The organism is Ensifer adhaerens (assembly GCF_028993555.1).
Classification (GTDB): Bacteria; Pseudomonadota; Alphaproteobacteria; order Rhizobiales; family Rhizobiaceae; genus Ensifer; species Ensifer adhaerens_I.
Genome location: NZ_CP118610.1, coordinates 2,965,001 through 2,986,949 on the forward strand (window position 1 = coordinate 2,965,001; position 21,949 = coordinate 2,986,949).

Sequence of the window (21,949 nt, forward strand, 5' to 3'; positions counted from 1 at the left end):
AAGGGCGACGAGGCCCGCATCGTGCGCGCCACCATCTACTCGCGTAATCGCCATGTGCTGACCATGGCCGTCGACGACAAGGGCCGCTTCGTTCCGGGTGCGGAACCGCCGAAGCTCGACGCGGTCGCCACCGCGTTTGACGACAACGGCGCGCCGGTCATGACCAGCAGCCACGATCTGCCGCGCGTCTATGACGGCATCTACCGTGCCGCTCTTTCCTATGGCATGAGCTCCGACATGGTCGGCCTCGTCGTCAAGCTGCTCGCCAGCAACGTCGATTTCCAGGCACAGCTGAAGCCGACGGACTCGCTCGAAGCCTTCTTCTCCGTGACCGACGAGCGCGGCATGGCGACGGAAGACTCCGAGCTTCTCTATGTCCGAGCCAAATTCGGCGATGCGGTCACGGCCTTCTACCGGTTCCAGGATCCGGAAGACAATTCGATCGACTACTTCGACACCGAAGGCAAGAGCATCCGCCAGTTCCTGCTGCGCAACCCCGTGCCGAACGGCCATTTCCGCTCCGGCTTCGGCATGCGCCGCCATCCGATCCTCGGCTTCTCGCGCATGCATACCGGCGTCGACTGGGCCGCTCCACGCGGAACACCGATCATTGCCGCCGGCAGCGGTGTCGTGGAGAAGGCCAGCTGGGATTCTGGCGGTTATGGCAACCAGACGCTGATCCGCCACGCCAATGGCTACGTGTCGTCGTACAACCACCAGAGCGCCATCGCCAAGAACGTCAAGGTCGGCAACAAGGTCGTCCAGGGCCAGGTGATCGGCTGGGTTGGCACGACGGGCCTTTCGACCGGTCCGCACCTGCACTACGAGTTGATCGTCAACGGCAACAAAGTCGATCCTCTGCGCATTCGCCTTCCAGGCGGCAAGTCGCTTTCCGGCGACGCACTGGCGAAGTTCGAGAAGGAACGCGACCGCATCGACGAGTTGCTGAGCAAGGATGGCTCCGGCGCCGAAGTCGCAAGCAACTAGAGCAAGTCCCGGAAAAGTGTAAAACGGTTTTCCGTCCGGAATTGCGCAGGTGCAACGAGTTCGATCAATTCAACGTTTCGTCCAAACAATGAAATGATCTGCTCCCCTCCCCTCTTCAAAAGTCTGCACAAGCAAAAAGGCCGCCCCGAAGGGCGGCCTCAGACTGCTGACAAACCTCTGGCGCAAGCCGGAGGTTTTTGATTCATTGGGTTATGTTGAAGAAACCCGGCCTCGAACAGACCGCGCTTGAGATGGTGACGCTGGAACAGTTGGTCCCGAAGGATCACCTGCTGCGCAAGATCGATGCGGTGATCGACTTTTCCTTCATCCACGCTCGGGTTGCTGGGCTTTACTGCGCCGACAACGGCCGGCCGCCGCTCGATCCGACGTTGATGTTCAAGGCGCTGTTTCTCGGCTACCTGTTTGGGGTGCGCTCGGAGCGGCAGTTGGTGCGCGAGATCGAGGTCAATGTCGCCTATCGCTGGTTCTTGCGGCTGAAGCTGGCCGACCCGGTCTTCGATGCCTCGACGCTCAGCCAGAACCGTCGTCGCCGGTACAACGACACCTCGGTTGCCCAAGACATCTTCGATGCGATCGTCGAGCAGGCGATCGGCCACGGGCTGGTCGATGGCACGGTGCTCTACACCGACTCGACCCATCTGAAGGCCAATGCCAACAAGGGCAGATACGACCTGCAGATGATTGAGAAGTCGCGCGCCGATTACTGGGCCGATCTCGACCGGGCGATCCAGGCCGAGCGCGCCTTGCATGAGCAGAAACCGCTGAAGACCAAGGCGCGCGCGCCTGAGGTCAAGGAAACCAAGGTGTCGCGCACCGATCCCGACAGCGGCTACATGGTGCGCGACGGCAAGCCAAAGGGCTTCTTCTATCTCGACCATCGCACGGTGGACGGCCGGCACGCGATCATCACCGATACCCATGTGACGCCGGCCAACGTGCATGACAGCATCGTCTATCTCGATCGGCTGGACCGGCAACGCCAGCGCTTCGCCTTCGACGTCAAGGCGGTGGGGCTTGATGCCGGCTATGCCACGTCCGGCATTGCCCAGGGACTGGAGCAGCGCGCCATCCTCGGCGTCACCGGCTATCGCAATCCGACCCCGCCCAAAGACGGCATGATGCGCAAATCGAAGTTTGTCTACGACGGCCAGGACGACGGCTATCGCTGCCCGCAAGGCCAGGTGCTCGCCTATGCCACCACCGACCGCAACGGCTATCGCCACTACCGCTCCGACCCGACGATCTGCCGCGATTGCCCGCTGCTGGCCTCATGCACATCGAACGCCGCCGCCACCCGCACCATCACCCGCCACGTCTGGGCCGAGGCTCGCGAGCGCACCGATGCCAATCGCCTGACCGCCTGGGGCAAGGCGATCTACAAACGCCGAAAGGAGACGGTCGAACGCTCCTTTGCCGACGCCAAGCAGCTTCACGGCCATCGCTATGCCCGCTTCCGAAGTCAAATCCGCGTCGCATGCCAGTGCCTGCTGGCAGCCGCTGCCCAGAACATCAAAAAGATCGCCATGGCGATGACCAAAGCGCCAAAGGGCAGCATGGCGTAAGCCAACGCACCCTGCTTTCTCTCCGACAAATCAAACCACAACAAAAAATGCCTGACCAAAAACAAAACCCGCCGAAAATATCGACGGGTTTGTCAGTGGTCTGAGGCCGCCCCGAAGGGCGGCCTCTGTCTTTGGTCTTATGCCTTGTCAGGCGGCTTCCTTGTCCGCCGTTGCTCCGCGCTTGAAGTTGAGGCGGTCGGAGCCCGAGAGCACCTTGACGGATGAACCATCGGGGAACTCGCCCTGCAGGATCTTCTCGGCGAGCGGGTCCTGCACGTACTTCTGGATCGCCCGCTTCAGCGGACGGGCGCCATAGGCCGGATCGTAACCCTTGTCGGCGAGGAATGCGCGAGCATCGTCCTCAAGTTCCAGCGTGATCTTGCGCTCGGCAAGCAGCTTGCGCAGCCTTTCGAGCTGGATATCGACGATCGCGCCCATCTCCGAGCGACGCAGGCGGTGGAACAGGATGATCTCGTCCACGCGGTTCAGGAATTCCGGCCGGAAGGCAGCCTTCACCACCTCCATCACCTGGTCGCGAACCGCATCGCTGTCTTCGTTTTCACCAAGCCCGACCAGATACTCCGCGCCAAGGTTTGAGGTCATGATGATCATCGTGTTGCGGAAGTCGACGGTGCGCCCCTGACCATCGGTCAGGCGACCATCATCAAGCACCTGCAGAAGCACGTTGAAGACATCCGGATGCGCCTTCTCGATCTCGTCAAACAGCACGACCTGGTAGGGCCGGCGACGGACGGACTCGGTCAATGCGCCGCCTTCCTCGTAACCGACATAGCCAGGAGGCGCGCCGATCAGCCGGGCCACGGAGTGCTTCTCCATGTATTCCGACATGTCGATCCGCATCAGCGCCGTCTCATCGTCGAACAGGAAGCGGGCAAGAGCCTTGGTGAGCTCCGTCTTGCCGACGCCGGTCGGGCCGAGGAATATGAACGAGCCGATCGGCCGGTTCGGATCCTGGAGCCCGGCGCGCGAGCGCCGGACGGCACGGGAGACCGCCTGCACGGCGTCGCCCTGGCCGACGACCCACTTCGCCAGTTCGTCTTCCATCCGGAGCAGCTTGTCGCGTTCGCCTTCCAGCATCTTGTCAACCGGGATACCGGTCCAGCGCGAAACCACGTGCGCGATGTTGTCGGGGGTCACAACCTCCTGCACCATCGGATTGGCATTGGCGTTCTCCTGGCTTTCGGCATCCGCCAATTCCTTTTCGAGCTTCGGAATGACACCGTAGGTCAGTTCGCCAGCGCGCTGGAACTCGCCCTTGCGCTGGACGATCGCCAGTTCGTTGCGGGCTTCGTCGAGCTGCTTCTTGAGATCGGCAGCACGGCCGAGCTTCTGCTTTTCCGCCTGCCAGCGGGCAGTCAGGGCCGATGCCTGCTCTTCGAGCGAAACAAGGTCGAGCTCGAGCTTCTCCAGCCGATCCTTCGACGATGCGTCGGTTTCCTTCTTCAGGGCCTCGCGCTCGATCTTCAGCTGGATGATGCGCCGGTCGAGCTCATCGAGCTCTTCCGGCTTGGAGTCCACCTGCATGCGCAGACGCGACGCCGCCTCGTCCATCAGGTCGATCGCCTTGTCCGGCAGGAACCGGTCGGTGATGTAACGATTGGAGAGGGTCGCCGCGGCAACCAGGGCCGAGTCCGAAATCCGGACCTTGTGGTGCTGCTCGTACTTTTCCTTCAGGCCACGCAGGATCGAGATCGTGTCCTCGACCGTCGGCTCCTCGACCATGACAGGCTGGAACCGGCGGGCAAGTGCCGCATCCTTCTCGACGTGCTTGCGGTATTCGTCGAGCGTGGTGGCGCCGACGCAATGCAGCTCGCCGCGGGCAAGCGCCGGCTTCAGCAGGTTGGAGGCATCCATCGCCCCTTCCGCCTTGCCCGCACCGACCAGCGTGTGCATCTCGTCGATGAACAGGATGATCTCGCCGTTTTCGGCCTGCACCTCGTTGAGAACGGCTTTCAGCCGCTCCTCGAACTCGCCGCGGAACTTCGCACCGGCAATCAGCGCACCCATGTCGAGCGCCATCAGCCGCTTGTCCTTGAGGCTTTCCGGCACGTCGCCATTGACGATGCGCAGCGCCAGGCCCTCGGCAATCGCCGTCTTGCCGACGCCGGGCTCACCGATCAGCAAGGGGTTGTTCTTGGTGCGGCGCGACAGCACCTGGATGGTGCGGCGGATTTCGTCGTCGCGGCCGATCACCGGGTCGAGCTTGCCTTCGCGGGCATCGGCCGTCAGGTCGCGCGCATATTTCTTGAGGCTGTCGAAGCCCTGTTCGGCATTGGCGCTATCGGCAGTGCGGCCCTTGCGGATGTCGTTGATCACCTGGTTGAGCTTGGTCGGGGTCACGCCGGCCTTGGCCAGTATGCCAGAGGTGGCGGCGGAACTCTCGATTGCGAGCGCAAGCAGCAACCGTTCGACGGTGACGAAGCTGTCGCCAGCCTTCTTCGCGGCCTCTTCCGCACTCGAAAAGACCCGGGCGAGCGGCTGCGACAGGTAAACGGAACCATTGCCGCCGGAAACCTTGGGGAGCTTGGCAAGTGCGGCATCGTTGCCGGCGCGCGCCTCGCGGGCGTCACCTCCGGCCCGCTCGATCAGCGAAGCGGCCATGCCTTGATCATCGTCGAGCAGCACCTTCAGCACATGCTCGGGCGTGAACTGCTGGTGTCCTTGTGCCAGCGCATAGGTCTGTGCCGACTGCAGGAAACCGCGCACGCGCTCGGAATATTTTTCAATGTTCATACTCTACCTCCATAACCCGGCAGGCCCATCTCGTGGCGCCCGTCGGTGGTTCAGGATCAGGCTCCCGCATTCGGCAAGCCTGTCAGTGTGGAGCGATCCCCGCCTTGCGCCGGATCAACGCATCCGAAGCGAATATGGGGCACCGATTTTGGAAATTAAAGAGCCGTCGCCGGTCTCTGGACGGAAATCTGCAACCCAAATATGCGACCGCCCGACGGTTTGCCAGGCGGCCGCATTTGTACTCGAGGAGGCGCGAAGCCTGTTGGTTCGCTAAGCCGCCAGCAGCGACCGTTCGGCGAATGACGCACCGAACTCTTGCATGCGGCGCACGTAGTAGGCCGGGTCGATCAAAACCTCCGGGAGATAGAGGCCGGGGGCCGAGGCTTCGCCGCCTTCTAGGCCGAGCATACGCTCCACCGCAAGCGCAATACCAAGGGCAGTTAGCGGCGCCTGACCCTCGGGGTGCACGATCTCATGGCGGTGGCCGAGAGGCCGGCCATCCCTTCCCCGTCCCACGATATCGATGACGATCTCCGTCGAAAACGGCTCGCCGCGACGCCGGCTCGCGGATTCGCTGTAGGCGAGATCCAGCCGGATATCGCCGGCATTGGTCCTGGCCGAAAGCGCCATGACATCGAAGGGTGAGTAGGCGACCGCGTCGAGTTCGACACCGTCGATGCTGACGTAGCGCGCCTTCGAATCCTCGCCGCCGGCCCAGTGGAGCTTGCCGTCCCTGACCGTCAACGCCGCAGGCGCAAGGCCGGTGATGCGATTGTAGTCGGCAAGTGCTGCCGGCCCGCCCATATCCTGTTCGTCAAGCAGAACTCCGATACGGATCGTGTCGATCGCCTCATAGGCTTTGGCGAATTCGAGGATCGGGAAGATGGCGGCGCCGGCGAGCCAATGGCTGGCGAGCAGGATCGGCGCCTTGTCCGGCGCGTGGATATACTGCGCCATCTCCGGCCCCACCTCGAATGTGCCGCTGGAAAGGCTGATATAGGGAATGCCGTGGCGCTGCGCGTAGCGCATCGAACTCAGCTTCTCGTCCTTCAGGAAGATCACGACGGCACTGAAGCGCGGCCCGTCGCCAAGGCCAAGATCCGGCCGCGCCAGATCGACACTGACGCCGATAGCGTTTCCGACCTCGCTTGCGACGGCCTCAGCCTTGCCGAGATCACGACCACCGATCGCGATCGGCAATGTCGGGTGTAGCCGGCGGATGATTTTCGCTGCCTGCGATCCAACGACCCCGGAACCGCCGATGATCAAAACAGGCTGAAACTTGCTCGACATCTTCCTATCTCCTAAACGAAAGGTGTCCGGCGGTTTGCCGAACCTACCATTAGTAAGTTACTATTAGTAGATAAGTTGCCGAACGCCACTTTCAAGAGCCGCGAGCCGACGCGAAAAGGATTGCGATCGATGGCCCCGACCAAAAGCCGAAAGCTGGCCAAGCCCGAACGGCGTGCGCAGTTGATCGAGACTGCCAAGGAGATCCTGCGCGAATGCGGGGCCGATGCGCTGACGCTCGGCCACCTCGCGGAGCGCGCCGGCGTCAGCAAGCCGATCGCCTACGAGCATTTCGGTACGCGCGAGCGGCTGTTAATCGCGCTTTCCCAGGAGATCGAAGATCGCCACGCAGCCAAGCTGCAGGCAGCACTTGAGGACGCACCGAAAGCGCTCGATGTGGTCGCCGACATCATCAGCTCGGTTTACATCGACTGCGCCGTCGACAGTGGTGAGGAATGGCAGGCCATCTCCGGGGCGCTGCGCGGCAGCGCCGACATGATAGCGACGCAGCAGCAGCAGGCCGACGACTATGTCGCTGCGATCCAGGCGGCACTCGGACCTTTCGCGAAAATCCCCGCGGACGATTTGCGCCTGCGGTGCACCGGTATTGCAGGAGCGGCCGAGGCGATCGGCCGTGAACTGATCCGCGGTCGAACAAATGAGGCGGCCGCCAGCGCCAATCTCGCGGCACTGATCGTCGACAGCGTCGACGTTTGACCGCCCATCGCCCGACCGAGACAAAGAAAAACCCGGCCGTGACAGGCCGGGTTTTTGTCGTGCCCTGAGAACGGGCAACGCTGATGGACTGCCGCTTACTCGGAAGCAGCGAGCGCCGGCGCTTCCGGAGCGGCATCGCCCGAAGCCTGGGCTTCGTCAGCGGCACCTTCCTGGGCGCTGCGACGCGGACGGCGCGGACGCGGCGTGTTGCGGCGGCGCGTTGCGGCGCGGCCCGAGGCAGCCGGAGCTTCCTCTTCCATCGCGACTTCCGCCGGTGTGCCTTCGATCACCGGCTGCGGACCAGTGCCGTCGATGACGACAGGCTGCGGCTCGGGAGCGGGCGCTGCCGCAGGCGCGGCAACCGGGGTCGGCATGTCGTCGCTGTAGCCCTGATCCAGGTCGTCCTGATCCTGATCGGACCCGTCGTGACCGCGGAAATCCTGACGCTCGTCACGCTGGAACCGGTCCTGCATCTGCGCCTGTGCGGCAGCAATGATGCGGTTGTAGTGTTCGGCGTGCTGCAGGTAGTTTTCCGCCATCACCCGGTCGCCGGAGCTCTGGGCATCGCGCGCGAGCGCTGAGTACTTCTCGGCGATGTGCTGGGCAGTACCGCGAATCTTCACATCCGGGCCGGAGCTGTCGTAGGTCCGCGTCAGCGGGTTCGAGCCCTTGCGGTTGTGATTGTTGTTATTGCCATTGTTGTTATTGTTATTGTTGTTATTCCGCCCGCGGCCGCGCTTGTTTTGCTGTCCTGGCCTCATAGTACATTCACCCGAATTCTCTTGATAATGATGATCATGTGGTTTCGTCTTCCGGCCGGATCCGTTCACGCCCGACAGAACACACACCGTTGTGCTCGCACAATGGCGGCTTCGGCGCCGACTGACGTCAAATTAACAGGTACCTGCACAAGGCACGTGTTGAACCCTAGCAACTCTTTCTTGAGAGCAATCCCCGTGGCCAGGTCATACCGGAACGAATCTTAGGTCCATGACCTTCTGCCCAGTGCGCGGGCAAACTAGCCCGCTTCCTCTGGGATTCCAAGCCCTTTCTTTGCCTGAGCAAGAAAGAAGATGCGTCAGTGCAGCATTTTTTCAACGGTTGATGTCGCGTTCGAAGATCAGGACGCGGTCATTACCGCCGAGATCCTTCGCTTCTTCACGCAGACGGAAATTTTCGGCGTTAAACAACGCCGTCACCGCCTCTTTCTGGTCGAAACCGATTTCCAAGCCTATCACGCCGTTTGTCTCAAGATGATGACCAGCCTGAGAAGCGATGGCGCGATAGGCATCAAGCCCATCTTTTCCGCCATCAAGCGCTGCCGCCGGGTCGTGAAGTCTCACCTCCGGCTCAAGCTCGTCAACGACACTGGACCGAATATACGGCGGATTTGAGACGATCACATCGTAGCAGCCATCCACCTTTTCGTACCAGTTGCTGAGAAGCGGCCGGAACCGATCCCCAACACCGAGCGCCGCTGCATTCGCCGTCGCCGTTGCCAGTGCGTCCTTGGAAATATCGGTAGCCGTGCCGCTGGCTTCAAGAACCTGCGACAGCAGCGCAATACAAATCGCGCCAGTGCCGGTGCCAAGATCGATGAGCGCGCAGCTGCCTTTTCGCGCAACCACCTCACGCAGATAGGGGATCATCCGATCGACGAGCGTTTCGGTGTCGGGGCGCGGCTCCAGTGTTTCCTTCGAAAGCTTCAGCGGCAGGCCAAAGAATTCGCGTTCACCAAGAATGCGATAGACTGGTTCGCGCGCCAGTCGCCGTGCGACCGCCGCCCGGATCCGCGCGGCGTCCGCCTCCGACAGGGGCTCCCTACCCCGCGATACGACCGCGCTCAGCGAGATGTCGAGCAGGCCGGAGATCAAGTGCCGTGCATCGAGCGCTGCATGCTCGATGCCGCCCGCCTGCAGGCGATCGCGGCTTTCGGCAACGAGGCTCGCGAGCGTCTCGGCCATCTCCCTAGCCCCGTTGTTCGCCGAGCTGCGCCAGCTGGCTTGCCTGGTAGTCGGCGAGCAGCGCATCGACGACCTCGTCGATCTCACCCATCATCATTCGATCTAGTTTGTAGAGCGTCAGATTGATGCGGTGGTCGGTCAGGCGGCCCTGCGGGAAATTGTAGGTACGGATGCGTTCGGAGCGATCGCCCGAGCCCACCTGGCTCTTGCGGTCGGCCGATCGTTCGCTGTCGGCGCGCTGGCGCTCCATGTCGTATAGGCGCGAGCGCAGAACCTGCATCGCCTTGGCGCGGTTCTGGTGCTGTGACTTTTCCGAACTGGTGACGACGAGTCCCGTCGGAAGGTGGGTGATGCGCACAGCAGAGTCCGTCGTGTTGACGTGCTGGCCGCCGGCGCCCGACGAGCGCATCGTGTCGATGCGGATATCTTCAGGCCGGATCTCGATATCGATGTCTTCGGCCTCAGGCAGCACGGCGACCGTGGCGGCTGACGTGTGGATGCGGCCGCTGGCCTCCGTCTCCGGTACGCGCTGGACCCGGTGAACACCGGATTCGAACTTCAGCCGCGAAAACACACCGCGCCCCGAAACTGTCGCGATGATTTCCTTGAAGCCACCGGCTTCACCGTCGCTCGCCGAAAGCACCTCGACACGCCAGCCCTTGGCCGAAGCATAGCGCTCGTACATGCGAAAAAGGTCGCCGGCAAAGAGTGCCGCTTCCGATCCGCCGGTACCGGCGCGAATTTCGAGGATCGCGCTCTTCTCGTCGGCCGCATCCTTCGGCAGAAGCAGGATCTGGATTTCCTGTTCCAATGCCTCGATCGATGCTTCGACCTCGGGCTTTTCCATTTCGGCGAGATCGCGCATCTCCCGGTCGGTCGATTTGTCCGAGAGCATCGCCGTAATATCGGCAAGCTCGGTCGTCGCCTTTTCATAGGCGCGGATCTTCGTCACGACCGGCTGCAGTTCGGAATATTCCGAGGCGAGTTTGACATAGACGTCCGCGGCCGGGCCGGCCGACATGCGGGCCTCGATCTCACCGAACCGACGTTCCAGTTCGCGCATCTTTTCAACGGGAAGTTTTGCCAAGCCTCACTCCAAATGCGTCTTCCCTCGCCCGGAACATGGTCTGGACGAGGGTCGCGACGCGCCAATTCAATCTAAACCGGAATGCCGTTTTCCGCGGCGAAATCCACCAGCATCTGGCGAACGGGCGTCTGATCGCGTGTGTCGTCCAGGGCCGCGTTGAGGGCGGAACCAAGCTTGCCCGCGTCGAGCGCCAGAAGCATCGCCTTGATTGGCCCGACGGCCGTCGGCGACATCGAAACCGAACGGAAGCCCAAGCCCAGCAACGCCATGGCCGAAAGCGGCTTGCTTGCCATCTCGCCGCAGAGCGTCACCGGGGTTTCGTGTCGGTCGCCGGCGCGCACGATGTCGCGCAGGATCCTGAGGAACGGCCTTCCAAGCACGTCGAATCGATCAGACACGCGGGCATTGCCGCGATCGACAGCCATCGCGAACTGGAAGAGATCGTTCGAGCCGACCGAGACGAAGTCCACTTCCATCATCAACTCGTCGAGCTGCCACAAGAGAGCGGGCACTTCAAGCATGGCGCCGAATTGCAGCTTGCGCGGCAATTGCTCGCCAAGTTTCGATTGCCGCTCGATTTCCTTCTGCAGCAGGTCGCGTGCAATCCTGAGTTCGGAAACTTCGGTGACCATCGGCAGCATCAGCTTGAGCTCGGCACCGGCCGCCGCGCGCAGCATCGCGCGAAGCTGGGTGCGCAACAGCCCCGGCCGGTCGAGCGAAAGCCGGATCGCCCGCCAGCCGAGCGCCGGGTTCTCCTCTTCCGCCGCGCGGAAATAGGGCACCACCTTGTCGCCGCCGATGTCGAGCGTGCGGAAGGTCACGGGCTTGCCGCCCGTCTGCTTCAGTACATTTCGGTAGAACGCTTCCTGCTCTTCCGCCTTCGGCATGGTCGAGGCGATCATGAACTGGAGTTCGGTGCGGAACAGGCCGATGCCTTCCGCGCCCGCCTCGTTCAGATGCGGCAGGTCGACCAACAGGCCGGCATTCATCTGCAGCGTGATGCGCTTGCCATCCCTGGTCAGTGGCTCGACGTCCTTCAGCGCACGGAACTGCGCCTGACGCCGTGCCCGGAAGCGAACTTTTTCCTCGTAGGCCCTCTGCAGGTCGCCGAGCGGGCGCAGGTGGACCTTCGCGTCATCGCCGTCGATGATGATCGCGTCGCGATTTTCGGCAAGCGCGACCGCGCCGGTCGCCTGCCCGATGACAGGAATGCCCATGGCACGGGCAACGATCACCACGTGGCTGGTGACGGCGCCCTCTTCGAGCACCAGGCCGCGCACGTTTTCGCGCGGGTAGTCGAGCAGTTCGGCAGCGCCCATGGCCCGCGCGACGATCACCGCATCGTTCGGGAAGTCGCTGGCCGAAAGCTTGGCGCCATAGCCGGACAGCTGGCGCAGAAGACGGTTGGCCAGATCGTCGAAATCGTGCATGCGCTCGCGCAGATAGGGATCCGTCAGACGGATCATGCGCGCCTTGGTTTCGCTCTGCACCCGCTCGACCGCGGCTTCCGCCGTCAAACCGTTGCGGATCGCCTCTTCGAGCTTGCGCACCCAACCCCGGTCGTGGGCGAACATGCGGTAGGTTTCGAGCACCGCCCGGTGCTCGCCCTCCATCGACACCTCGCGGCGCGACAGCATGTCGTCGATCGAGATGCGCAGCGACCCCAACGCCTCGGCAAGCCGCTGCAATTCCTGGTCGGTATCCTCGTTAAGGAGGTTGGTGACAACGATCCTCGGTTCGTGCAGGACGACATAACCGAGACCGATGCCTTCGCCGTAGCTGTTGCCTTCGATCGAGACCGGGCGCGAGAGATCAAGCTCGAGACCGGGCTTGGTGATCTTCTTGAGCTCGCCGGTCGCCACCATCTCGGCGAGAACCATGGCGGTCGTCTCAAGCGCCTCGACTTCGTCCTCGCGATAGTTGCGCATCGCCTTGTTCTGAACGACGAGAACGCCAAGCGCGCGGCCCGTGCGCAGGATCGGCACGCCGAGGAACGAGTGGTAAATCTCTTCGCCGGTTTCCGGAAGGTAGGTAAAGGCCGGATGCGACTGGGCGTCGGACAGGTTGAGTGGCCGCGCAGAGGCGGCGATGGTGCCGACGAGGCCCTGGCCCATCTTCAACTGCGCCAGGTGGACGGCCGCCTTGTTCAGACCTTCCGTCGCGTAGAGTTCGAGCACGCCGTCGGAACGCAGCACATAGACCGAACACACTTCCGCGACCATGTTCTGCGCGATCTGGCGCACGATACGGTCAAGGCGCTCCTGCGGCTCCAGCGGTTCCGCCATCAACTCGCGCAACCGCTTGAGGAGAACGCGCGGACCTGCGGAAAGGTCTCTCATCGCGTGGGGTCTCCCGAAATAGAGGTGACGGCAGTAACGGGATACGCGGCAAAAACCGCCGCGAATCCCAAATCGGTCGTCTGTCGATTAACTCTTATCGAGACCGTAGGCGGAATGCAAAGTGCGAACCGCCAATTCCGCATAAGGACCGTCGATCAGGATCGAAATCTTGATCTCCGAAGTGGTGATCGCCTTGATGTTGATGCCCTTGTCTGCCAGCGCGCGGAATGCGGAGGCTGCAACGCCGGCATGGCTACGCATGCCGATGCCGATGACCGAAACCTTGACAAGGCCGGCCTCGGACTGGACGACGTCGTAGCCGATCTTTTCCTTGTTGTCGCCGAGCACCTTCAGCGCCTTGTCGACATCACCCGACGGAACCGTGAAGGTCATGTCGGTCTTCGAACCGTCTTCGGAAATGTTCTGGACGATCATGTCGACGTTGATATGGGCTTCAGCCAAGGGGCCGAAGATCGCGGCGGAGACGCCCGGCCGGTCGGCAAGACGGCGCAGCGAAATCTGGGCTTCATCCTTGGCATAGGCAATGCCGGTTACGACTTCCTGTTCCACGATCTCATCCTCATCACAAATCAGCGTACCGGGCGGATTGAGAAGGTCACCCATGCCCGGCGCATCGGGATCTTCGAAAGACGAACGCACGAAGGTGCGAACCTTGTGCACCATGGCGAGCTCGACCGAGCGCACCTGCAGCACCTTGGCGCCGAGCGATGCCATTTCCAGCATTTCCTCGAACGCGATTTTCTTCAGCCGCCGCGCCTTCGGCTCGATGCGCGGGTCGGTCGTGTAGACGCCATCGACGTCGGTATAGATGTCGCAACGGTCGGCCTTGACCCCGGCGGCGATCGCCACCGCTGAGGTGTCGGAGCCGCCGCGGCCGAGCGTGGCGACGCGATTGTCCGGCCCAAGCCCCTGGAAGCCGGCGATAACGGCGACCTGGCCCTCACCCATGCGGCGGATGAGTTCGGCGCCGTCGATGTCGAGAATGCGGGCGGCGCCATGGGCGTTGTCGGTGCGGATCGGGATCTGCCAGCCCTGCCAGGAACGGGCGTTGATGCCCATCGACTGCAGCGCGATTGCAAGAAGACCGGAGGTTACCTGTTCGCCGGAAGCAACGATCGCGTCGTATTCGCGCGCATCGTAGAAGGGCGAGTTGGCGCCGGTTGCCTTCGGCATGTTCTGCACCCAGCCGACCAGTTCGTTGGTCTTGCCGGACATGGCGGAAACGACGACGGCAACCTCGTGGCCGGCATCAACCTCGCGTTTCACATGGCGTGCGACATTGTGGATGCGTTCCAAATCAGCGACGGACGTTCCGCCGAATTTCATCACGATGCGTGCCATGTGCCTCTACCGGTACCCAATTTGCGCGCGTGAGGCGCGCGTGACAGGAAAGCCCCCGCCGGCGCCCGACGGTCAAAAAGCTTGGGAGACTTCTCGGACATCGGCAGTCACCGCTTCGGGGAGCGGAAAGTCGCGGCGTCTCTTAGCGGATCAGGGGGCCGCGCGCAATGGCAAGGCGGCAGGAATAAGGCACAAGCCGGGGACTGGAAACGTGCGCCGGCTCTCAGCGTGCCACTTGAAATTGCGACCACGCCAGCTACGCTGCCATTGGGTGATTTGGGGGTCGACATGCTGACAAGACGCATAGCTGCAACCGGACGCGCCGCTGGCTATCTCGCCGGCACACTCTCGACTATGCTCGTGTATTCGACACCGGCGCGCGCCGCCGACTTCGACCAGGCGCGCATGGCGCCGCAGAGCGACTGGACGGTGATTGTCAGCCCCTATGTCTGGGCGGCCAGCCTGAAAGGCGACGCATCTCTCGCCGGCTTCGAGACAGATGTCGACGTGCCCTTCAGAGATACGCTCGACCATCTCGATCTGGCATTGATGGGCAATATCGAGCTGACCAACGGTCAATGGGGTGTCTATTTCGACGGCCAATACGTCCGCACCAGCCAGGACGAAGAGTTGCTCTCCCATGAGATCGGCCTCGATATCAAGATGACAACGCTGGCGTTCGGTGCGTTCTATCAGGTCTACGAGCAGGAACTTGGCGGCAACACCGCCTTCGGCAAGCCCCGAACGCTCTCGATCGAGCCGACCGTCGGCCTGCGCTGGACAAAGCTCGAAGCGGACGTGTCGGTGCTCGGGTTCAATACGAGCAAGAGCGCCGACTGGACCGATCCCTTCGTCGGGTTGCGCGTCAATGCCGACCTCAGCGAACGCTGGAACCTCGTCGCCGAGGCCGATGTCGGCGGTTTCGATGTCGGCTCGAAGCTCAGCGTCAACGCCCAGGCCTATCTCGGATACCGCACCGAAATGTTCGGCCAGCCGACGATTCTGCGCGCCGGCTACCGGCTGCTCTATCAGGACTACGAAAGCGACGACTTTACCGGAACGAACAAGTTCCGCTGGGACGTGAACCAGCATGGTCCGGTCATCGGATTTTCCATGCTGTTCTAGAGCTCCGTGCGTCCTTGAATGCACGAAGGACGCAGCACGACACATTCAACCCGCAAAGGAGAATGGCATGCTGTTCATCGGAAAGTCCGCTGTTCGTTCTGTGACCTCGGCGCTTGCCGCCCTTCTGATGCTCGGCCAATCCACCGCCGATGCCTGCACCCGTCTCGTCTATCTCGGCCCGAACGACAACGTCATCACCGCCCGGTCGATGGACTGGAAGAGCGATGTTGCGACCAATCTCTGGGTCCTACCGCGCGGCATCGAACGAGACGGTCAGGCGGGCCCGAACTCGTTCAAATGGACGGCGAAATACGGCAGCGTCGTTGCTACAGGCTATGACGTCTCCACCACCGACGGCGTCAACGAGGCGGGTCTCAATGCCAACCTGCTCTGGCTGGTCGAATCCGAGTATCCCAAGTTCGATGACAAATCGAAACCGGGCCTGACGATCGCCGCCTGGGCGCAATATGTGCTCGACAGCTTCGCCACCGTCGAAGAGGCGGTCGCGGCGCTCGAAAACGAGCCCTTCACCATCGTCACCGACAACGTGCCCGGCGAAAACCGCCTGACGACGCTGCACCTTTCGATCTCGGACAAGACCGGCGACAGCGCCATCGTCGAATACATCGGCGGCAAGCAGGTGATCCATCACGGGCGCCAATACCAGGTGATGACCAATTCGCCGACCTTTGACGAACAACTGGCGTTGAATGCCTACTGGAAGCAGATCGGCGGTACCGTCATGCTGCCGGGCACGAACCGCGCTGCCGATCGCTTCGCTCGCGCGTCCTTCTACGTCAACGCCATCCCGAAGGACGAGAACGCGGATCGGGCGCTGGCAAGCGTCTTCAGCGTCATTCGCAATGCCTCCGTGCCCTATGGCATCAACACGCCAGAGGAACCGAACATCTCCTCGACCCGCTGGCGTATCGTCGTCGACCACAAGCGCAAGCTCTACTTCTTCGAGTCCGCGCTGACACCGAACACGTTCAGGGTCGACCTGAAGAAGATCGATTTCGCCAAGGAGACCGGCAAGGTGATGCAACTCGACCTCGGCGAAAACCAGGACCACACCTATTCGGGCGACGCCACTGGCAACTTCAAACCGGCCGAACCGTTCAAGTTCCTCGGCCTGCAGATGTGAGCGTCCGGACCCGAGGCCATTGAAAATTGCGCATGACGATGGTATTCCCACCGTGCAACTCAATTCGAGAAAGGGGGGCTGCACGTGATGACATTTTTCCGGCACCACCGCCAGCGTGGCCCCGTCCAAGCCCTGCAGATGCGTTTGCAGGGCTGACCAGACATCCTTTCGCGAAATCGCGAGCCTATCCCTGGTCTGCCCAGAGTGATGCAGTGCGGAACCGTTTCGGTTCAGACGCCTGCATTGTCTTCCAATACCGAGCCGATGCGGCCCGAGCACAGCATGTCTGTGTTGCGGGCTCGACCATCCGAAACCCCGGCCTGAAGTGCCGCCCCGGATGATCCGCCATCGCTCGTGCAGTCCAGAGAACGACCATGGCCTTGATCAATATCCGCAACCTCGGCGTCAGCCTGAGTGCACCACTATTCTCCAGTCTCAACCTCTCCGTCGCATCAGGTGACCGGATCGGCATCGTCGCTGCCAACGGCCGCGGGAAGTCGACGCTCTTGAAGTCGATCGCAGGCACCTTCGAGCCAACCGTGGGCGAAATCACCCGTTCGCGCGGCCTGACGGTCGGCCATGTCGAGCAGAATGTGCCTGCCGCCTTGCTGCCCCTCTCCTTCCACGACGCCGTTCTCTCCGCACTTCCGGCCGACCAGGCGGAAAACGAAAGCTGGCGTGTCGACATCGTGCTCGATCAGCTCGATGTTCCGGAGGTTCTGCGCCGCCGTGCCGTCTCGGAATTGAGCGGCGGTTGGCAGCGGCTGGCGCTTCTTGCCCGCGTCTGGGTGACCGACCCCGACGCGTTGCTCTTGGACGAGCCGACCAACCATCTCGACCTCGCCAAGATCGCCCGGCTCGAAGCCTGGTTGAACGCACTGCCGCGGGACGTGCCGGTGCTGGTTGCCAGCCACGACCGCGCCTTCCTTGACGCCACCACCAACCGCACGCTGTTCCTGAGGCCTGAGCAATCGCCGATCTTCGCGCTTGCCTATTCGCGGGCGCGCGCCGCTCTCGACGAGGTCGATGCATCGGAGGAACGGCGCTACCAGCGCGACATGAAGGTGGCGCAGCAATTGCGCCGGCAGGCCGCCAAGCTCAACAACATCGGCATCAACTCCGGCAGCGATCTTCTGACGGTGAAGACCAAGCAGTTGAAGCAGCGGGCGGAGCGGCTGGAGGATGCGGCGAAGCCTGCGCATCAGGAGCGCTCCGCCGGCGCGATCCGGCTCGCCAATCGCGGCACCCACGCCAAGATCCTGGTGACGCTCGACGACGTGCAGGTCGAGACGCCCGATGGCACAACGCTCTTCCGCACCGGCAAGCGCTGGATCTGCCAGGGCGACCGCATTGTGCTGCTCGGCGAAAACGGGGCGGGCAAGACCCGCCTCGTCAACCTCATCCGCACGGCGATCGAGGAACCTTCCCGCGCGCCGGAAAACCTGAAGGCAACGCCCTCGCTGGTGCTCGGCTACAGCGACCAGGCGCTGGTGGGATTGTCGGACGACGAGACGCCGCTTGCAGCATTGTCGCGCCGCTTTTCGCTCGGTGACCAGCGGGCCCGCACCCTGCTGGTCGGCGCCGGTGTCGGCATCGACATGCAGGAAAAGGCGATCGGCCGGTTGTCGGGCGGCCAGAAGGCCCGCCTTGCGATGCTGGTGCTGCGCTTGAGGGAGCCCAACTTCTACCTGCTCGACGAGCCGACCAACCATTTGGACATCGAGGGCCAGGAGGCGCTCGAGGCCGAGTTGTTGAAACACGAGACGAGTTGCCTGCTGGTCTCCCACGACCGTAGCTTCGTGCGCAATGTCGGCGATCGTTTCTGGCTGATCGAAAAGCGTCGCCTCGTCGAGGTGGAAGATCCCGAAGAGTTCTTCGCCTCGGCTGCAGCAAGCGAACTTGGCTAGCGATCGCACAGGTACGCCCATGCTCACCGTACCGGTGACGCCCGCGTGGAGCGGGCGTCACCTTCCACAACGCCGCTAGGTACGCGACTTGGCGGCAACTCGCCCCGATTCCGAAAAGCAGCTCACGCAGGTGTGCTTCCGAGCACGCCTATCCGACTCAATAACTAAACCACTTGCAAAACAATATCAGTTTTGACAGATTTCTCTGTGCAGCCCATGGCGAAACGGGAGAAATGCGATGCGCAAGGTCATCATGTGGGACATGGTCAGCGTCGACGGCTTCTTCGAAGCACCCGGCCATGACATCGGCTGGTTCGTCTTCGAAGACGAACTCGCGGCCTATATCGGCCAAACCCAGCTCGGAACGGGTACCTTGCTGTTTGGCCGTGTGACCTACGAGATGATGGCCAGCTATTGGCCGTCGGCAGAGGGCGATATCGCCACCTTCATGAATGGCGTTGAGAAGTTCGTGTTTTCGCGCACGCTGAAATCGGCCGATTGGCACAACACGACACTCGTCAGCGGCGACGCCGTCACGGAAGTCGAGCGGCTGAAACGGCTCGACGACGGCACCATCTTCGTTTTCGGTAGCGCGGATTTCGCAGCCGGTCTGATCGAGAAAGGCCTCGTCGACGAGTATCGCCTCGGCATCAATCCCGTGCTTCTCGGCAATGGCGTACCGCTGTTCAAGCCGGGGCTGACGCGGACGAACCTCAAGCTGACCCACACGCGCCCGCTGAAGTCGGGTGTGGTCATCCTGCACTACCAGCCGGTGCCAGATGCCTGACAAGGAAGGAACGGGCACCATCCACCCGCATGCGCCGATCTGGCCCAGCGCCACCTCTTGACTTCCTTGTCCGATCGTCCGACTTCACCAATGAAGATGCAAGGAGACGGCGACATGAGCGAGACCGCACGCACGACCATCGACCAGAGCGAAGTGGACCGGTTTTCCGCCATGGCCGCGGAGTGGTGGGACCCGACCGGCAAGTTCCGCCCGCTGCACAAGTTCAATCCCGTTCGCCTCGCCTATATCCGCGACAAGATGGCCGAGCATTTCGGCCGCGATCCCAAGGCCCCCCAGCCGCTCAAAGGTCTGCGGCTGCTCGACATCGGTTGCGGTGGCGGCCTGTTGTCGGAGCCGATGGCGCGCATGGGTGCCGACGTTCTCGGCGCCGACGCCTCGGAGAAAAACATCGGCATAGCCAAGACGCATGCGGCCGGCAGCGGCGTCGCCGTCGATTATCGCGCTGTGACGGCAGAAGCGCTCGCCGAAGCCGGCGAGAGTTTCGACATCGTGCTCAACATGGAAGTGGTCGAGCACGTCGCCGACGTCGATTTCTTCATGACCACCTGCGCCCACATGGTACGCCCCGGCGGCCTGATGTTCGTCGCCACCATCAACCGCACGATGAAGGCGGCAGCCCTTGCCATCTTTGCCGCCGAGAACGTGCTTCGTTGGCTACCGCGCGGCACCCACCAGTACGAAAAGCTGGTGCGTCCGGAAGAGCTGGAAAAGCCGCTTTCGGCGAGTGGCATGGAAGTGACCGAGCGGACCGGCGTGTTCTTCAATCCGCTCGCCAACCAGTGGAACCTCTCCAAGGACATGGACGTCAACTACATGCTCGTCGCCAAGCGGCCAATTTAACGGTCGCCGCAGACTGTTCGCAGGTCGAGATTACCCGACCTGCGACCTTGCCTGCCATTCGCGCTTCAAGAGCGCATAGACGAACTCGTCGCCCCAGATGCCGTTGAACCGGTCGTTCTCGATGAGATGCGCCTCGCGCCGCATGCCGAGGCGCTCGACGACTCCAATCGAGCCCTTGTTCAGCGCATCGAGCCGGGCAAAAATCCGGTGGAAGTTGAGCGTCGAAAAGCCGAAGTCGAGGACGGCTCGCATCGCCTCGGTGGCATAGCCCTTGCCGGCAAATGCCGGATTGAAGATGTAGCCGCTCTCCGCCTGCTCGGCCGCCCGGCTCGCGAGTTTCAGCAGGACTTCGCCGATCATGGCGCCATCCTCCTGGCGTTCGACCGCGAACACCGCGACATCTCCGTCTTCATCGAGGCGCGGTGCCGACGCTTTGGCGAACTTCGCCCGCGCAGCCGTCTCGTCCAGCGGCTCCTGGTAGAGATAGCGATAGACGTCCGGCAGCCGGTGATAGGCGAAGAAGGCTGGAAAATCGTCGGGCACGAATGGCCGAATGACGAGGCGATCGGTGGAAATGCGAAGCTCGGACAATGTCATTGGTTGAAAATTCTCCCATTGCGATGCCGCGAGGTGGGAAGCAAGACGTTGTTTTTAAAGAGCAGGCAACCAAAAACGCGAAGCCGAGGCGCCAATCGGCCGCGTCAATTGACCTCGTCAGGCAAGATCGGCAGCGGCGCGACCGCAATTCCTTCTTCGAGCAACGCCACGGCCTCTTCCGCCGTCGCCTTGCCGATCAGGCCGCGTTCCTCCGCTTCGCCATAGTGGATCTTGCGCGCTTCCTCGGGAAAGCGCTCGCCGACGTCCTCCGCGTTTTCGCGCACGGTCTTCACCAGCTCGCGGATCTTGGCGACCGTTTCCTTCTGCGCCTGATCCATGATTACCGCCCGCGTCGCTTCCTTCTTGCGTGCGGTCGCGACCGACGGCGCCATCAGTTGCTTGGCGATGGACGTTGAATTGCAACTGGGGCAGGAAACCAGTTTTCGGTCGACCTGGCGGTCGAAATCGTCGCTCGACGAGAACCAGCCTTCAAACGCGTGGCCGTTGTCGCAGGAAATTGTGTAACGGATCAAGCGGCAACGCCTCCCTTCCCGGTTGGCGCCACTTCATCGAGCACGAAACTGCGGGCGTTCTTCAAATTCGGTATTTTGCTGCGCGCAGCGTGCACGGCGGCAACGTCGATCTCGGCGAGCACGATCGCCTCGCCGCTCGGACCGGCCGAGCCGAGCACCCTGCCCCAGGGATCGACAATCATCGAATGACCGAAGGTCTCGCGCCCGTCCTCATGGGTGCCGCCTTGCGCCGCGGCGATGACGAAAAGGCCGTTCTCGATGGCGCGGGCGCGAAGCAGGATTTCCCAATGCGCCTCACCGGTCTGGCGCGTGAAGGCCGCGGGCACCGACATGATCTCGGCACCGGCGACCGCCTGCTGCCGGAAAAGTTCCGGGAAGCGCACGTCGTAGCAGATGGTGAAACCGAGCTTGCCGAAGTCGAGATCCGCGACATGCGCCGTGTTGCCGGGCTGATAGGCAGCGCTTTCGCGCCAGCTTTCGCCGTTGTCGAGGTCGACGTCGAACATGTGGATCTTGTCGTAGTGGCAGATCTTCCGTCCGTCCGGTCCGAACAACAGGCCGCGATTGGCGATCTTGCCGTCGGCAAGCGCGATCGGCGTCGAGCCGACATGGAGATAGATGCCGAGTTCGCCGGCAAGCATCGCAGCCTCGGCGGCGATGATGTCGTTCGGCTCATCTCTCAGGACCGCGCGCAAGGCCGCCCGGTCCCGCTGCAGCGCACCGGTCATTTCCGGCGTCTGGATATACGTGGCTCCCCGGGCAGCAGCCTCACGCGCAAGCCGCACCATCGTCTCCGCATTCTTCTGCGGATCGACGCCGGAACACATCTGAATGGCCGCGGCCGTGAAAGTCATCTTCGTCCAACTCCCGGCGTTCGCCGCTCACCGAGCGGGTCATCACCTTTGCAGGGTT

18 protein-coding genes (1 of these 18 only partly in view) are annotated in these 21,949 nt (G+C 62.5%); 8 read left to right on the forward strand and 10 right to left on the reverse strand.

What is annotated here, in order from left to right; all coding sequences use genetic code 11:
* A protein-coding gene (locus PWG15_RS14520; RefSeq protein ID WP_275020921.1) for a M23 family metallopeptidase crosses the window boundary here: on the forward strand, nt 1-987 show its 3' portion. It extends 981 nt beyond the left edge of the window; 987 of the gene's 1,968 nt are visible here — the last part of the coding sequence; its start codon lies beyond the left edge, outside the window; its stop codon occupies nt 985-987.
* A 212-nt stretch (nt 988-1,199) separates the two neighbouring features.
* Nucleotides 1,200-2,570 (forward strand): IS1182 family transposase, encoded by a 1,371-nt coding sequence (locus PWG15_RS14525; RefSeq protein ID WP_275020922.1) that lies wholly within the window; start codon nt 1,200-1,202, stop codon nt 2,568-2,570.
* Between the two features lie 147 nt (nt 2,571-2,717).
* Here PWG15_RS14525 and clpB read toward each other — a convergent pair whose 3' ends face one another.
* Entirely contained in the window at nt 2,718-5,324 is a 2,607-nt protein-coding gene (gene clpB, locus PWG15_RS14530; protein WP_275020923.1) for an ATP-dependent chaperone ClpB, read from the reverse strand.
* Nucleotides 5,325-5,594: 270 nt separating this feature from the next.
* Nucleotides 5,595-6,617, reverse strand: a complete 1,023-nt coding sequence (locus PWG15_RS14535) for an SDR family oxidoreductase (RefSeq protein ID WP_275020924.1) — start codon at nt 6,615-6,617, stop codon at nt 5,595-5,597.
* A 129-nt stretch (nt 6,618-6,746) separates the two neighbouring features.
* Between PWG15_RS14535 and PWG15_RS14540 the strand changes: the two genes are divergently transcribed.
* Complete coding sequence (locus tag PWG15_RS14540) at nt 6,747-7,331, forward strand: TetR/AcrR family transcriptional regulator (RefSeq protein ID WP_275020925.1); 585 nt, start codon at nt 6,747-6,749, stop codon at nt 7,329-7,331.
* Nucleotides 7,332-7,426: 95 nt separating this feature from the next.
* Here PWG15_RS14540 and PWG15_RS14545 read toward each other — a convergent pair whose 3' ends face one another.
* The 5 genes from PWG15_RS14545 to PWG15_RS14565 all read right to left on the reverse strand — a co-directional run bounded on the left by PWG15_RS14545 (nt 7,427) and on the right by PWG15_RS14565 (nt 14,083).
* Nucleotides 7,427-8,092, reverse strand: coding sequence for a DUF4167 domain-containing protein (locus tag PWG15_RS14545; RefSeq protein ID WP_275020926.1), 666 nt, complete (start codon nt 8,090-8,092; stop codon nt 7,427-7,429).
* 333 nt (nt 8,093-8,425) lie between these two features.
* Nucleotides 8,426-9,295, reverse strand: coding sequence for a peptide chain release factor N(5)-glutamine methyltransferase (gene prmC / locus PWG15_RS14550; protein ID WP_275020927.1), 870 nt, complete (start codon nt 9,293-9,295; stop codon nt 8,426-8,428).
* A gap of 4 nt (nt 9,296-9,299) precedes the next feature.
* Nucleotides 9,300-10,382 (reverse strand): peptide chain release factor 1, encoded by a 1,083-nt coding sequence (prfA, locus tag PWG15_RS14555; protein WP_275020928.1) that lies wholly within the window; start codon nt 10,380-10,382, stop codon nt 9,300-9,302.
* Nucleotides 10,383-10,453: 71 nt separating this feature from the next.
* Nucleotides 10,454-12,721 (reverse strand): phosphoenolpyruvate--protein phosphotransferase, encoded by a 2,268-nt coding sequence (ptsP, locus tag PWG15_RS14560; RefSeq protein ID WP_275020929.1) that lies wholly within the window; start codon nt 12,719-12,721, stop codon nt 10,454-10,456.
* 87 nt (nt 12,722-12,808) lie between these two features.
* Nucleotides 12,809-14,083 carry an aspartate kinase gene (locus tag PWG15_RS14565; RefSeq protein WP_275020930.1) on the reverse strand — a complete coding sequence of 425 codons (1,275 nt, stop codon included), beginning with the start codon at nt 14,081-14,083 and terminating at the stop codon, nt 12,809-12,811.
* Between the two features lie 288 nt (nt 14,084-14,371).
* Here PWG15_RS14565 and PWG15_RS14570 point away from each other — a divergent pair, with 288 nt between their 5' ends.
* The 5 genes from PWG15_RS14570 (at nt 14,372) to ubiG (ending at nt 19,907) form a co-directional block, all read left to right on the forward strand.
* Nucleotides 14,372-15,208 (forward strand): hypothetical protein, encoded by an 837-nt coding sequence (locus PWG15_RS14570; protein WP_275020931.1) that lies wholly within the window; start codon nt 14,372-14,374, stop codon nt 15,206-15,208.
* A 127-nt stretch (nt 15,209-15,335) separates the two neighbouring features.
* Nucleotides 15,336-16,352 (forward strand): linear amide C-N hydrolase, encoded by a 1,017-nt coding sequence (locus PWG15_RS14575; RefSeq protein ID WP_425536762.1) that lies wholly within the window; start codon nt 15,336-15,338, stop codon nt 16,350-16,352.
* A 374-nt stretch (nt 16,353-16,726) separates the two neighbouring features.
* Nucleotides 16,727-18,259 carry an ABC-F family ATP-binding cassette domain-containing protein gene (locus PWG15_RS14580; protein WP_275020934.1) on the forward strand — a complete coding sequence of 511 codons (1,533 nt, stop codon included), beginning with the start codon at nt 16,727-16,729 and terminating at the stop codon, nt 18,257-18,259.
* Between the two features lie 238 nt (nt 18,260-18,497).
* Nucleotides 18,498-19,046, forward strand: a complete 549-nt coding sequence (locus PWG15_RS14585) for a dihydrofolate reductase family protein (protein ID WP_275020935.1) — start codon at nt 18,498-18,500, stop codon at nt 19,044-19,046.
* 114 nt (nt 19,047-19,160) lie between these two features.
* Nucleotides 19,161-19,907 (forward strand): bifunctional 2-polyprenyl-6-hydroxyphenol methylase/3-demethylubiquinol 3-O-methyltransferase UbiG, encoded by a 747-nt coding sequence (ubiG, locus tag PWG15_RS14590; protein WP_275020936.1) that lies wholly within the window; start codon nt 19,161-19,163, stop codon nt 19,905-19,907.
* A gap of 30 nt (nt 19,908-19,937) precedes the next feature.
* Here ubiG and PWG15_RS14595 read toward each other — a convergent pair whose 3' ends face one another.
* The 3 genes from PWG15_RS14595 to PWG15_RS14605 all read right to left on the reverse strand — a co-directional run bounded on the left by PWG15_RS14595 (nt 19,938) and on the right by PWG15_RS14605 (nt 21,891).
* On the reverse strand, nt 19,938-20,504 hold the full coding sequence (locus tag PWG15_RS14595; protein ID WP_275020937.1) for a GNAT family N-acetyltransferase: 567 nt from the start codon (nt 20,502-20,504) through the stop codon (nt 19,938-19,940).
* A 104-nt stretch (nt 20,505-20,608) separates the two neighbouring features.
* The gene (locus PWG15_RS14600; RefSeq protein WP_275020938.1) at nt 20,609-21,037 is read right to left on the reverse strand and encodes a DUF1178 family protein; all 429 of its coding nucleotides are present in this window, start codon (nt 21,035-21,037) and stop codon (nt 20,609-20,611) included.
* Nucleotides 21,034-21,891 carry a carbon-nitrogen hydrolase family protein gene (locus tag PWG15_RS14605; protein ID WP_275020939.1) on the reverse strand — a complete coding sequence of 286 codons (858 nt, stop codon included), beginning with the start codon at nt 21,889-21,891 and terminating at the stop codon, nt 21,034-21,036. The genes PWG15_RS14600 and PWG15_RS14605 overlap by 4 nt, the downstream gene beginning before the upstream one ends.
* Between the last annotated feature and the right edge of the window lie 58 nt (nt 21,892-21,949).

Excerpts from the sequence above, each read along its gene's own strand:
- PWG15_RS14525 (WP_275020922.1), top strand. The coding sequence starts at position 1,200 with ATGTTGAAGAAACCCGGCCTCGAACAGACCGCGCTTGAGATGGTGACG.
- clpB (WP_275020923.1), bottom strand. The coding sequence starts at position 5,324 with ATGAACATTGAAAAATATTCCGAGCGCGTGCGCGGTTTCCTGCAGTCG.
- PWG15_RS14535 (WP_275020924.1), bottom strand. The coding sequence starts at position 6,617 with ATGTCGAGCAAGTTTCAGCCTGTTTTGATCATCGGCGGTTCCGGGGTC.
- PWG15_RS14540 (WP_275020925.1), top strand. The coding sequence starts at position 6,747 with ATGGCCCCGACCAAAAGCCGAAAGCTGGCCAAGCCCGAACGGCGTGCG.
- PWG15_RS14545 (WP_275020926.1), bottom strand. The coding sequence starts at position 8,092 with ATGAGGCCAGGACAGCAAAACAAGCGCGGCCGCGGGCGGAATAACAAC.
- prmC (WP_275020927.1), bottom strand. The coding sequence starts at position 9,295 with ATGGCCGAGACGCTCGCGAGCCTCGTTGCCGAAAGCCGCGATCGCCTG.
- ptsP (WP_275020929.1), bottom strand. The coding sequence starts at position 12,721 with ATGAGAGACCTTTCCGCAGGTCCGCGCGTTCTCCTCAAGCGGTTGCGC.
- PWG15_RS14565 (WP_275020930.1), bottom strand. The coding sequence starts at position 14,083 with ATGGCACGCATCGTGATGAAATTCGGCGGAACGTCCGTCGCTGATTTG.
- PWG15_RS14570 (WP_275020931.1), top strand. The coding sequence starts at position 14,372 with ATGCTGACAAGACGCATAGCTGCAACCGGACGCGCCGCTGGCTATCTC.
- PWG15_RS14575 (WP_425536762.1), top strand. The coding sequence starts at position 15,336 with ATGCTCGGCCAATCCACCGCCGATGCCTGCACCCGTCTCGTCTATCTC.
- PWG15_RS14580 (WP_275020934.1), top strand. The coding sequence starts at position 16,727 with ATGGCCTTGATCAATATCCGCAACCTCGGCGTCAGCCTGAGTGCACCA.
- PWG15_RS14585 (WP_275020935.1), top strand. The coding sequence starts at position 18,498 with ATGCGCAAGGTCATCATGTGGGACATGGTCAGCGTCGACGGCTTCTTC.
- ubiG (WP_275020936.1), top strand. The coding sequence starts at position 19,161 with ATGAGCGAGACCGCACGCACGACCATCGACCAGAGCGAAGTGGACCGG.
- PWG15_RS14595 (WP_275020937.1), bottom strand. The coding sequence starts at position 20,504 with ATGACATTGTCCGAGCTTCGCATTTCCACCGATCGCCTCGTCATTCGG.
- PWG15_RS14605 (WP_275020939.1), bottom strand. The coding sequence starts at position 21,891 with ATGACTTTCACGGCCGCGGCCATTCAGATGTGTTCCGGCGTCGATCCG.